The 12,912-nt window shown below is 32.9% G+C and carries 10 protein-coding genes and 1 pseudogene; 10 read left to right on the top strand and 1 reads right to left on the bottom strand.

What is annotated here, in order from left to right; all coding sequences use genetic code 11:
* Window positions 1–140 precede the first annotated feature (140 nt).
* Window positions 141–905, top strand: a pseudogene (locus Q4Q16_RS02740) (ParA family protein); the annotation flags it as partial.
* Between the two features lie 102 nt (window positions 906–1,007).
* A complete protein-coding gene (locus Q4Q16_RS02735) occupies window positions 1,008–1,526 on the top strand; it encodes an AAA family ATPase (protein ID WP_303346079.1) in 519 nt (172 codons plus the stop codon).
* 148 nt (window positions 1,527–1,674) lie between these two features.
* On the opposite strand, the gene Q4Q16_RS02730 is transcribed toward Q4Q16_RS02735, so the two are convergent.
* Complete coding sequence (locus Q4Q16_RS02730; protein WP_303346077.1) at window positions 1,675–2,787, bottom strand: radical SAM protein; 1,113 nt, start codon at window positions 2,785–2,787, stop codon at window positions 1,675–1,677.
* Window positions 2,788–2,945: 158 nt separating this feature from the next.
* On the opposite strand from Q4Q16_RS02730, the gene ilvD reads away from it, so the two are divergent.
* The 8 genes from ilvD to argS all read left to right on the top strand — a co-directional run bounded on the left by ilvD (window position 2,946) and on the right by argS (window position 12,730).
* Window positions 2,946–4,595 carry a dihydroxy-acid dehydratase gene (gene ilvD / locus Q4Q16_RS02725; RefSeq protein WP_303346076.1) on the top strand — a complete coding sequence of 550 codons (1,650 nt, stop codon included), beginning with the start codon at window positions 2,946–2,948 and terminating at the stop codon, window positions 4,593–4,595.
* 7 nt (window positions 4,596–4,602) lie between these two features.
* Entirely contained in the window at window positions 4,603–5,880 is a 1,278-nt protein-coding gene (gene hisD, locus Q4Q16_RS02720) for a histidinol dehydrogenase (RefSeq protein WP_303346074.1), read from the top strand.
* A 188-nt stretch (window positions 5,881–6,068) separates the two neighbouring features.
* Window positions 6,069–7,388 carry an aspartate--tRNA(Asn) ligase gene (aspS, locus tag Q4Q16_RS02715; protein WP_303346072.1) on the top strand — a complete coding sequence of 440 codons (1,320 nt, stop codon included), beginning with the start codon at window positions 6,069–6,071 and terminating at the stop codon, window positions 7,386–7,388.
* Between the two features lie 17 nt (window positions 7,389–7,405).
* Window positions 7,406–8,611: an aminoacetone oxidase family FAD-binding enzyme gene (locus Q4Q16_RS02710; RefSeq protein ID WP_303346071.1), complete on the top strand. Its 1,206-nt coding sequence runs from the start codon at window positions 7,406–7,408 to the stop codon at window positions 8,609–8,611.
* 53 nt (window positions 8,612–8,664) lie between these two features.
* Entirely contained in the window at window positions 8,665–9,294 is a 630-nt protein-coding gene (locus Q4Q16_RS02705; protein WP_303346070.1) for a cobalt-precorrin-8 methylmutase, read from the top strand.
* Between the two features lie 9 nt (window positions 9,295–9,303).
* Complete coding sequence (gene hemL, locus Q4Q16_RS02700; RefSeq protein WP_303346068.1) at window positions 9,304–10,578, top strand: glutamate-1-semialdehyde 2,1-aminomutase; 1,275 nt, start codon at window positions 9,304–9,306, stop codon at window positions 10,576–10,578.
* A 5-nt stretch (window positions 10,579–10,583) separates the two neighbouring features.
* Window positions 10,584–11,009, top strand: coding sequence for a signal peptidase I (locus tag Q4Q16_RS02695; RefSeq protein WP_303346066.1), 426 nt, complete (start codon window positions 10,584–10,586; stop codon window positions 11,007–11,009).
* Window positions 11,010–11,029: 20 nt separating this feature from the next.
* Entirely contained in the window at window positions 11,030–12,730 is a 1,701-nt protein-coding gene (argS, locus tag Q4Q16_RS02690; RefSeq protein ID WP_303346065.1) for an arginine--tRNA ligase, read from the top strand.
* Window positions 12,731–12,912: the final 182 nt, after the last annotated feature.

Raw genomic sequence — 12,912 nt, 5'->3', positions numbered from 1 at the left:
TTTTAATAAAAAAGATTTAACTTAATCCTTTTAACTTATACTGGATAACTAGAAGTTATTCTTTAAACCCTTAGAATTTTTAAGTTATAAAATCATAACTGATAACTTAAAATATATTTAGATATAGGAGAATTCTTTAAATGAGTGAAGTAATCGCAGTGATGAATCAAAAAGGAGGTTGTGGTAAGACTACTACAGTTGTAAATACCGCTACTTCTCTTGCTGTAATGGGTAAATCTGTTTTAGTTGTTGACATGGATCCGCAAGCTAATGCTACTACTAGCTTTGGAATAGATAAGACTAAAATTGAAAATACAATATATGATGCTATCATTGGGGATATAAGCGTTAAAAAAGCAACAATTCCTACGTTTATTAAAAATTTATTTATTATCCCAAGCAATATATCCCTTAGTGGTGCAGGTATGGAACTTTCCAGACGTGAAAACTACCATATTGTTTTGCAAGAAACTCTTAAAGATGTTACACCCTTATTTGATTACATTTTCATAGATTTGCCTCCTTCATTAGGTGTTATAACAGTTAATGCATTAGTAGCTTCAGATAGTGTTTTAATACCCATTCAGGCTGAATATTATGCACTTGAAGGAGTGGCTGATTTAATTAATACAATAAAATTAGTTGAAAGAAGACTTAGAAGTCCAACTCCAATTAAAGGGATTCTCCTTACTCTATACGATCAAAGAACCAGACTTAGCAAAGATGTTTATAAGGAACTTAAAACTTACTTTGGTGAAACTAATTTGTTATTTAAAACAATCATTCCAAGAAATATTAGATTAGCAGAAGCTCCTAGTTTTGGTAAACCTTGTTTAATTTACGATCCTGAAAGTACAGGTACTAAAGCTTATTTGAAATTAGCTGATGAAATTATTCAAAGGGATGAAAATGTTGAATTAAATGTGGCTAAAAATAATATCGATAAAAATGGTAAAAGCCAATTCAAAACAGTTAAAAGAGATTTACAAGGAGTTTGGGGGTAAATAATGGCTAGAAAAGGACTTGGAAAAGGATTGGATTCATTAATTCCTGATTTTTATAATGAAGATTTTGACAGTAATTCTACACAATCTCTTGAAGATTTATTAAATGAAAATGAAAATGACGATGTTGAAGTAGTAGATGACGGCGATAATGAAAAAAATATATTTGAAGAAATAGAAGAAGAAAATAATCAAGATGATGCTTCTACTACTAGTCCTGAACAAGAAAATGATGATGTTAAAGAAGAACGTCCGGAGGATGATGAATCCGAAGAAGTCTCAGATGATGAAAGCATACCTTCACAGGAACTTGAACTTCAGGAAAAACATATAGCTGAGGTTAAAAAAATCGTTGATAAAAATCCCCGAATCACTTTATGGTCTTCAAGGTCTTCAGCAGTTTTTAGATATTTAAGAAAAACCGAACCTGAATTCAGCATCTCAAAGGAAGCATCAAGTTTAATTGAAGAAGCGGTTTCTAAAAAGTACCCTGAAATATGGGCATTATTTGAAGATTACTAGCTTTTTTTTATTCTATTATATATGAAATTATACTCAGTATACTTCATTTATAATCTATTGTAAAATAATATTTTATATTGTTTTACTTTTTTTTAAGTTATTTATTTTTAATCAAATTCTTTATTTTATAGAATTATTGGTTCTAAGTCTAATAATCGAATGTTGTTTGAAATTCTCCACTAATTTTAATATAAGGTTCAGCTCTATCCACTATAACACCTAATTTTCTAAGCTGTTCTTTATTGGAGAATGGTATTTTATTTCGAATAGAAATAATTCTTCGTGCCGATTTAACACCTATTCCAGGAACTCTTATTAATTCCACAAGTGGTGCACTGTTAATTTCTACAGGAAATATATTCATGTTTTTTGCAGCTAAAATCTTTGGATCCTGGGTAAGTGATAGCTTATCATTTTCATCAAAAACTAGCTCTTTAACTTTATAATTGTACTCATTAAGTAAGCTATCGGCATTATATAACTTTGCAGTTCTATCAGTTGAACAGGCTTCCTTATTCATAAATTCTGTCTCTTCAACCGGTGTAAATGCTGAGAAATATGTTCTTTTTAAATTCGATTTTTTGTAGAGTTTTTCCATTCTACTCAATATTTCCTTGTCACTTTCGTTATTCGCCCCAATAATCAATTGTGTAGTATGGGTAGAATTTGGATATGTTGAACTTTTATTTTGTAGAGAATTTATCCATGATAATCTTTTTAGAATATCCTTGTTGTAATCTTTAGTAGATGATAGTTCGGCTAAACCGGAGGATGTTGCAGCTTCAATATTTATGCTGACCCTGTTCGATAGAGCCATTGCCCTTTTAATTGAATCTTTGCTTGCCCCAGGTACAATTTTGAGATGAATATAATCATCATATCCATATTTTTTTCTAAGTAGACTTACGGTTTCTATCTGTTTTTCCATTGTAGAATCTACATCACCTGAAATTCCTGAACTTAAAAATAAACCATTTACCAATCCTCTGTTATAGTATCCGAGAAATGATTTTGCAAGTTCTTCAGGTGCTAATTCCAGTCTTGTAAAATTTCTTTTTGACTGATTAATGCAATATTTGCAATCATTTTTACAGCTATTGGTTAAAAGTGTTTTAAATAGAGGAACCTTACATCCATTATGGCCAATAGCTTCATAAATCCCTGGTAAATTTATTTGTGAGCTTTTATGATGACTAACATAGTCGCAGAGATCGTATTGTGCTGAATCTGTTAGGATTTTCATCTTTTTTAAAGTACTCATAGTAATCTTATATTATATTTATTTGGTTTTAAAATTTTTCTATAAAATTCTTATTTTGGCAATATTCGCCCTTTTTTTAAGGTAATATATATCTTATAGTATATTTTAAAAGTTATTAACTTCATATATTATTATGATTTAATTAAATGTGTGATTGAATGAAAAGTGATAGTGTAAAAAAAGGAATTCAAAGAGCCCCACACAGATCTCTTTTAAGAGCCTGCGGGCTTGACGATGAAGATTTTAAAAAACCCTTCATCGGCATAGCAAATAGTTTTACAGACATTGTACCGGGCCATATTCATTTAAAAGAACTTGTTGAGTTTGTAAAAGAAGGTATTATTGCCGCCGGCGGTATTCCATTTGAATTTGATACAATGGCTATCTGTGACGGAATCAGTATGAACCATGAAGGTATGAAATATTCTCTTCCTTCAAGGGAAATTATTGCTGCTACTGTTGAAAGCATGACTAAAGGACATGCTTTTGATGGTCTTGTATTAATTCCAAGCTGTGATAAAGTTGTTCCGGGAATGATTATGGGTGCGGCTAGAGTGGATGTTCCCTCTATCGTTGTTACAGGCGGACCAATGGAATCCGGTGTGTATAAAGGTAAAAATGTTGATTTAATTACTGTTTTTGAAGCTGTCGGTGCTAATTCTGCAGGTAAATTATCTGAAGATGAAGTTTATGAACTTGAAAGATGCGCTTGTCCTGGAGCAGGTAGCTGTTCTGGATTATTTACTGCAAATACAATGGCTTGTATAACAGAAACCTTAGGACTTTCTCTACCCTCTTGTGCTACTACTCATGCTAGAACTGAGGAAAATAATCAAATAGCTTATGAATCAGGTAAGCAAATTGTTAAACTTGTTGAGGATAACATTAAACCTTCAGATATATTGACTCAGGAATCATTTAATAATGCTATTGCCGTTGATATGGCATTAGGAGGATCTTCCAATACTGCACTTCACATTCCTGCTTTAGCCAGTGAAGTTAAAGGTTTGAATGTTGATTTAGAATTATTTGATAAAATTTCTAGAAACGTACCTCATATCGCTCTTATTTCTCCTGCTGGTGAAGATTCTATGATGGATTTGCATTTGGCTGGTGGTATTCAGGCTGTGCTGAAAACATTAGGTGAAAAAATCGATACTAATCAGTTGACTGTTACTGGAAAAACAATTAAAGAAAATCTGGAAAATGTTGAAAATAAAAACCCTGAGGTAATTCATACCCTGGATAATCCGGTTCATGAAGATGGCGGAATAGCTATTTTAAAAGGAAATCTTGCACCAAATGGAAGTGTTGTTAAAAAAGGTGCAGTTGCAGATCATTTGATGTATCTTAAAGGACCTGCTAAAGTATATGATTGTGAAGAAGACGTTACAAAAGCAATATTTGACCATGAAATAGATGAAGGAGATATTGTTGTAATTAGATATGAAGGGCCAAAAGGAGGTCCTGGCATGAGGGAAATGCTAAATCCAACTTCTGCCCTTGCTGGAATGAATATCAAAGACGTTGGGTTAATAACAGACGGAAGATTTTCTGGAGGAACAAGAGGTCCATGTATTGGACACGTATCTCCTGAAGCAATGGAAGACGGTCCAATTGCAGCTGTTCAAAACGGAGATATAATTGAAATTGATATTATTAACCGGTCCATTAATGTCGAACTTTCAGATGAAGAAATTCAAAATCGATTAAATGCAGTCAAACACCCTGAAAGAGATTTAGACGGCTGGTTAAGATTATATCAAAAACTTGTTCACTCTGCCGACACAGGTGCTATTTTAAGGTAGTATTAAAATGAAAATATTAAATTATTCAGATATCAATTTAGCTGAAACTATCAAAAGATCAGAACAGGACGTAAATAATGTTTTAGATATTGTTTCTGACATTTTGAATAATGTTAAAAATAATAAGGATAAAGCTATTCGGGAATATACTGAGAAATTTGATGGTGTTACAATAGAAAATTTAAAAGTTTCAGAAGATGAAATTAAACAGGCCTATGACACTTTAGACGATGAATTGCTTGTTGCTTTAAAACAAGCTGCAGAAAATATTGAAAAGTTTCATAAAAAGCAGATTCCATTAGAATGGGAGATTGAAGTAAATCCCGGTATTGTTGCAGGTCAGATTGTAAGACCAATTAACTCTGCAGGATGTTACATTCCCGGTGGAAGGGCTGCTTATCCCTCATCAATTTTGATGACCGTAATTCCTGCTAAAATTGCCGGAGTTAAAAATGTTGTATGTGTTACACCTCCTCAAAATGACGGTAAAATATTAGATGCAATATTGGTTGCAGCAGATATTGCAGGAGCTGATGAAATATACAAAGTTGGTGGAGCTCAGGCAATAGCCGGTCTTGCATATGGAACAGAATCCATTCCACAAGTCGAAAAAATTGTCGGTCCGGGAAATATATTCGTTACTGCCGCTAAAAAATTGGTATATGGTCAGGTAGATATTGAGTTTCCTGCAGGACCTTCTGAAGTGCTGATTTTAGCAGATGACAGCGCTGAACCTGAATTTTTAGCAACTGATATATTGGCTCAGGCCGAACACGACCCTAATGCATCCTGCTTTTTGGTTACTGATTCTAAAGATTTGGCTATTGAAACTGATGAATTTGTAAAACAGTTAACAGAAATTGCTCCAAGACGCGAGATTATTGAAGAATCACTGTCTAAAGGTGGAAAAATTATTATCACTGACACTTTTGAAGAGGCAGTTCATGTTACAAATGAATATGCTCCCGAACATTTAATCATATCCACAAAAGATGATGATTTGACATTATCACAAATCAATAATGCAGGTTCCATATTTTTAGGCTCTTATTCTCCGGTAGCGGCTGGAGATTATGGATCAGGTACTAATCATGTTCTTCCAACTGGAGGAGGGGCTAAGATGTATTCAGGTCTTTCCACCGAAGCTTTTATTAAAAAGCCAACAGTTCAAAGAATTACTAAAGACGGGCTTAAAGAGTTGTCTAAAACTTCAGTACCTATTGCCGAATATGAAGGCTTTTTTGCCCATGCCAATTCTTTTAAAACCAGATTGAGGGACGATTAACTTTATTTCAAATGATTTGATTTAATGGCTTTAAAATGAGTTTTTACTTTAAATCATTTATCAATTTTTTTTAAAATTTGTATTATAAATATCCTTTTTTTACATATCTTTATAAAAGATTAAATCTAAATTAAAAATATAATGAAAATTTTTATCATTATTTTATTTTTATAACCGAGGTGAATAATTTGCAAGGTTTATTAAATGACTGGAGAAGAACTCATTACGCTAAACAAACCACTCCTGAAATTGCAGGTAGTGATGTTACAATCATGGGTTGGGTACATGAAATTCGTGATTTAGGCGGAATTATCTTTGTTATTATTAGAGATGTAACCGGCAGAGTTCAAATTACTGCTCCAAGTAAAAAAGTAGATTCAGAAATATTAGAAGATTTAAGAAAATTCAGAAAAGAGTCCGTTGTAGCTATTAAAGGAGCAGTTCAAGAAGCTCCAAAAGCACCAAATGGTGTTGAAATTATTCCTAAAGAAATTAAAGTATTAAACTTAGCTAATCAACCTTTACCAATGGATCCTACTGAAAAAGTAAAAGCTGAAATTGACACTAGATTAAACTCAAGATTCTTAGACTTAAGAAAAGATAATGTTTCAGCTATTTTCAAAATTAAAGGTCAAATGTTCCATACTATCAGAGATTACTTCTACGATAATGGATTTTTTGAAATTAACACTCCTAAACTCGTAGCTTCAGCTACTGAAGGAGGAACAGAATTATTCCCAATCACTTACTTTGAAAAAGAAGCATTCTTGGGCCAATCTCCACAATTATACAAACAAATGATGATGGGTTCAGGAATGGATAGGGTATTTGAAATTGGTCAAATTTTCAGAGCAGAAGAGCACGATACTTTAAGACACTTAAACGAAGCTGTTTCCATCGATGCTGAAGCTTCCTTTATGGATGATGTTGATGTAATGAAAATATTAAACGACATGCTCATTCAAGTATTAAAAGACATCAATGACAAATGCAGTGAAGAATTGGACATTTTAGGCCATGAATTGGAAGTTCCTAACGGCGACTTTCCGGTTGTAACCTATGATGAGGCTGTTGACATTGTAAACTCTCGTGGTGTTGAAATGCAATGGGGTGAAGACTTATCCCGTGAAGCTGAAAAAGCATTAGGAGATACAATGGGAGGATTTTATTTCTTAACCCAATGGCCTTCTGCAATTAAGCCATTCTATGTAATGCCTAATGAAGATGATGATAAGTATTCTCATGCTTTTGATTTAATGTACAATAATTTGGAATTGTCTTCTGGTGCTACCCGTGTACACCAGTACGATTTACTTGTAAAACAAATTGAAGAAAGAGGATTAAATCCTGCAGGATTTGGAAGCTATCTTAAAGCATTTGAATATGGTATGCCTCCTCACGCAGGTTGGGGTGTAGGTGCCGACAGATTAACTATGGTGCTTACCGGTTCTGAAAACATCCGTGAATGTGTGCTCTTCCCTAGAGACAGACACAGATTAACCCCTTAATTTCTTTTTTTGATAATATGGATAAGTATGAAATAGCCGTTATTGGCGGAGGGCCTGCAGGGATTATGGCTGCTATTGCTGCCAGTCAAAATTCATCTAGCGTAATATTGCTTGAAAAAAACCCCAAATTAGGACGCAAACTCCTGATGACCGGTGGCGGCAGATGTAATATTACAAACTCCAAACCAATTAAAAGGCTATTGAACCTTTATCCTCAAAAAAACTTTTTAAAACACTCTTTTTATACATTTACAAATGAAAATTTACTTTCTTATTTTGAAAATAAAGGTTTGGCTTTTGTTGAAGAGGATAATAATAGAATATTTCCAGAAAGTGAAAAATCTAGTGATATCTTAAACATTCTAACTTATTACTTAAAAGATGTAATTATAAGTTATAACTTCGAAGTTAAAAGTATAAGTGATGATTTCATTATAAACGATGAAATTAAAGCAGACAAAATTATCATCGCTACCGGCGGTATAACCTATCCTCGTACCGGATGTGATGTAAAAAACTATCATTTAACTTCACAACCTTTAACTGACATTAAATATGGTCTGTCTCCTTTAATTACCAAAAAAGACTTGTCAAATATTTCCGGTATAACATTAAATGATGTTGTTATAAGTTATAAGAAAATTAAAATTCAAGGCAATGTTTTATTTTCACATGAGGGTTTAACAGGACCTGGAATCATTGATTTAAGTAATGAAATATCTCAAAGTATAAGTTATAACTTATTAGAAAATAATAATCCTGATATCGATTTTGAAATATTTGTTGATTTATGTCCAAATCTCACACGCGAAGACTTGCAGGAAAGATTTAATGGTGATTTTCAAATTAAAGGAAAAACAATGATTAAAAACTATTTGAAATTATTCTTAACTAATAATTTCATTGACTTCTTTTTAAATGAAACTGATCTTGACGGCGAAACTCAACTTTCAAGAATTAATAAAAAGACTAAAAACAGATTAATTGATAATTTAAAACGATTTAGTTTTGAAATTGCGGGTTTTAATAGCAATTTGGCTAAAATAACCATTGGCGGTATTGACCTGACTAATGTTAATCCGAAAACAATGGAGTCAACATTAATACCTAATCTGTATTTTGCAGGTGAAATTTTAGATTTGCACGGACCTACTGGAGGTTATAATCTAAAAATCGCATTTTCAACCGGCTATTTGGCAGGGCTTTCAGCAGGTGAAAAATAATTTTACCTCCATAAACAAAATATTTAACTTAGATATTTACTAATAGTTATAATATGACAGACAAAATGTTCATGGGCGCATCAACTAAACAAGGTTTGGATATTGCAAATAAAAGTAGGGAAATTATTCGTGACCTTATTGGAGATGATGTCAAAGATTTAAATCCAATCGAAAGAGACATTGTTGAGAGGATTGTTCATTCAACAGCTGATCCGGAGTATGCAAAATTAGTTAAAATCAGTTCAGATTTTGTAGATGTAGCTATGAATTCCCTTAAAAATAATGAAACCATTTTAACCGATATCAACATGGTTAAATATGGTATAACAAGATATGATGGGGAAGTTGAGTGTTATATTAGAAATGATGATGTAATTAAAATTGCTAAAGAAAATCAGATTACAAGAGCTGCAGCAGCAATGCGTTATGCGGCTTTAAATGATTTTGAAGGAATTGTTGTCTCTGGTAATGCTCCTACTGCTGTTTTCGAAGCTATGGACTTATATCAAAAAGGTGAAATGAATCTTAAAGCTATTGTTGGAGTTCCTGTCGGTTTTGTTGGAGCTGCTGATTCAAAGGAAGCTTTACATAACTCCAGTATTCCCAGTGTTATTGTTCAGGGACCTAAAGGCGGAACACCTATTGCAGTAGCTTGCGTAAATTCATTAATACAACATTTGTAGCGTGATAAAATGTATTCTGAAGAATTATTCAACGAATCTAAAAATTATTTCCCCGGTGGAGTAAATTCTCCTGTACGTGCTTTTAAACCATATCCGTTTTTTGTTAAAAGTGCAGGAGGCTCAAAGCTCACTGATGAAGATGGAAAAAGTTATATTGACCACTGTTTAGCTTATGGTCCATTAATTTTAGGACATGCTAACCCTAAAGTTGTAAGGGAAGTTTCTAATCAGTTAACTATCGGCAGTGCTTACGGCGCTCCAACTAAAAATGAAATTACTCTTGCAAAAGAAATTATTGATAGAATTCCTTGTGCTGAGATGGTAAGATTTTGTAATAGCGGTACGGAAGCTACTATGAGTGCAATTAGATTGGCACGTGGGTTTACCGGCAGGGATAAAATTGTTAAATTTGAAGGAGCTTATCACGGAGCTCATGATTATGTTTTGGTTAAAGGAGGATCCGGCGCTGCAACTTTACCTGATAGTGCGGGAATTCCGGTTGATACTACTAAAAACACTTTATCAGTTCCATTTAATAACGAAGAAGCTTTAACTGATTTAATAGAAAAAGAAGGAGAAAACATTGCCTGTATTATCATGGAAGTTGTAATGGGCAATGTTGGATGTATCGAACCAAAACCCGGATTTTTAGAGTTTATCAGAAAAATTACTGAAGAAAATGATATAGTTTTAATATTTGATGAAGTTATCACCGGTTTTAGAGCTTCCAGAGGTGGGGCTCAGGAATATTATAGTGTTACTCCTGATTTAACTACTCTTGGTAAGATAGTTGGCGGAGGACTTCCTATGGGGGCATTTTGTGGTAAAAAGGAAATCATGGAATTGATTGCTCCAAACGGTTCGGTTTATCAGGCAGGTACATTTTCCGGAAATCCGGTATCGGTACAGGCAGGTATTTCTACTTTAACACAACTCGATGATGCTTTTTATAAAGAATTGGAACGGAAAGGAAAATTCCTTAGAGGAAATATCCAATCCATTATAGACGATGAGGAATATAACATCCAACCGGTTGGACTTGCGTCAATGTTTCAGATTTACTTCAATCCGGCACCTGTTTATGACTATGCCGATGCCCAAGAATCTGATAGAAAAAAATTCTTAAGATACTTTAAATCATTATTAAAACAAGGTGTTTTCATTCCACCATCTCAATTTGAATGTAATTTTATATCAAATGCTCACAGTATGGATGATTTACAAAAAACTTCTGAGGCTATTGAAATAGCACTGGAAGCTGCATTTAAAAAAAGAAGAAGGTAATTTAAATGGATATTGATATGAAAGAAATTGCATCCTATGTAATTATTCTTTTAATTGTTTTAATAGCTGCTCAACATTTGAATGTTGTTGTATCTGGAAGTATGGAGCCTGCTTTTTATAGAGGGGACATTGTTTTAGTCCAAAAGGCAGATTTCTTGGGAATTCATGAGTTTAACCCTGATGATGTTCAGGTTGGGGACGTGGTTGTCTATGATGCAACTTGGTTTAACCAACCGGTTATTCATAGAATTATTAATATTACTGAAATTGATGGAAATACGATGTATCTGATTAAGGGAGATAATAATAATGCTCCTGATCCGTATTATGTTAAATCAAGTCAAATTAAAGAAAAAGTTGTTACTTTTGATGATAATTTAGTCGTAATTCCAAAAATTGGTTATCTTTCCCTTTGGTTAAGAGGGTTATAATTTATTGTTAAGGTGAGTTAATGTATTTTGAAATTGAAAAACAAGCGATTGATGCTATTAATAAAGCATTAGATCAATATGATGTTGAAATTGATAGAAACTTTAAGTTAGAATTTCCACCTAATCCTGAATTAGGCGATTTGGCAAGTACTATTGCTTTTGCACTTACTAAAAAATTAAGAACTTCACCTCCTGAAGTTGCAAAAGATTTAGTTGAAAAGATTGAAGTGCCTGAAATTTTTTCTAAAGTACAAAACTTTGGTCCTTACGTTAATTTCTTCATTGATTATGGTAAATTCTCTAAATTATTATTGGAAAAAGTCGATGAAAATTATGGTCAGCTTCCTGCATATGGTGAAAAAATTGTATTGGAACACACTTCAGCAAACCCTAACGGGCCTTTACACATTGGTCACATCAGAAACTCAATTTTTGGAGATTCTCTTGCAAGATTATTAAAACTGGCTGGAAGAGATGTGATTACTCAATATTATGTAAATGATATGGGAAGACAGATAGCTATTATTGTATGCGGTATAACCCAATGCGGATTGAATATTGAGGATTATGAAGGGGATAAAATTGACCATAAGATTGGAAAATTATACTTTGATGCAAATAGTGCTGTTGAAGAGGATGAGGCATTAAATGCTAAAGTTGACGAATTAATCCAAAAATACGAAGAGGGAGCAGATGAAGAGCTAAATAAAATCTTTGAAGATGTTGTTTCTAAATGTATTTCAGGAATGAAGGAATCCCTTTTAAGAATGAATATTTCACATGATGACTTTGTATGGGAAGGTCAATTTGTAAGAAACGGTGATGTTGACGGACTTGTAGATTATATCCAGAAAGAAGGATTTACAAGAGAAGATGATGTATTATATATTGATTTAACAGACTTCAATATTGAAAAAGAGTTTGTACTTAGAAGATCTAACGGAACATCACTTTATTCAACAAGAGATTTGGCTTATCATAAATATAAGGCTACTTTGGGCGATACTGTTCTTGATATTTTAGGTTCAGATCATAAACTGGCAGCTAAACAAATCAAAGTAATATTTGAAGAAATATTCAGACAAACTGCTCCTGAAGTAATATTTTATGAGTTTATCACACTTCCTGAAGGTTCAATGTCAACAAGAAAAGGTAAGTTCGTGTCTGTTGATGAATTGATTGATGAAGCTATTTTAAGAGCTTATGATGAAATTAAATCAAGAAATCCTGAATTGAGTGATGAGGAAATTGCGCCAATGGCTGAAGATATTGGTGTTGGAGCTATCAGATTCTTTATTGCTAAATTATCTCCTGAAAAACACTTAACTTTCAAATGGGATGAGGCATTAAGCTTTGAGAGAGGATGTGCTTCTATTCAATATGCCCATGCAAGAGCATGCAAATTACTTAAAAAATCAGGCAAGGATATCAGTTCTTTAAGTGTTAGTGATGATTGGGTTTTAAATGAAACAGAACAGGACTTGGTAAGGCAAATAGCTAAATTCCCACAGATTGTTGAAGACTGTGCAAATAAGCAGAGGGTTCACAACATCACACAATACTGTCAGGATTTGGCAGGTTCTTTTAATAAATTCTACAAATCAGAACAGGTTATAGGTTCTGATGTTGAAGACACTAGATTGATTTTAGTAGATAGGGCTAAAACTACTATAAAAAATGCTTTAGATATTTTAGGTGTTGCTGCACCTGAAAAAATGTAGATGGGTTCTCAACTCATCTTAATTTCTATTTTTAAATTTTATTCACACTTTAGAATAAATATTATATTAAATATACGCTATTTAATATTTACAATTAAAAAAGCCTATTAAAGAAAATTCTAACTATTTTAGTTTTATTAATGGTTTTGGTTCTATGACTTTAATGCCGTTAAAAGGTAAAA

It is taken from the genome of Methanobrevibacter sp. (assembly GCF_030539875.1).
GTDB lineage: Archaea > Methanobacteriota > Methanobacteria > Methanobacteriales > Methanobacteriaceae > Methanocatella.
The sequence above is the reverse complement of the archived record's forward strand: the minus strand, read 5'-3'. Positions and strand labels throughout refer to the sequence as shown.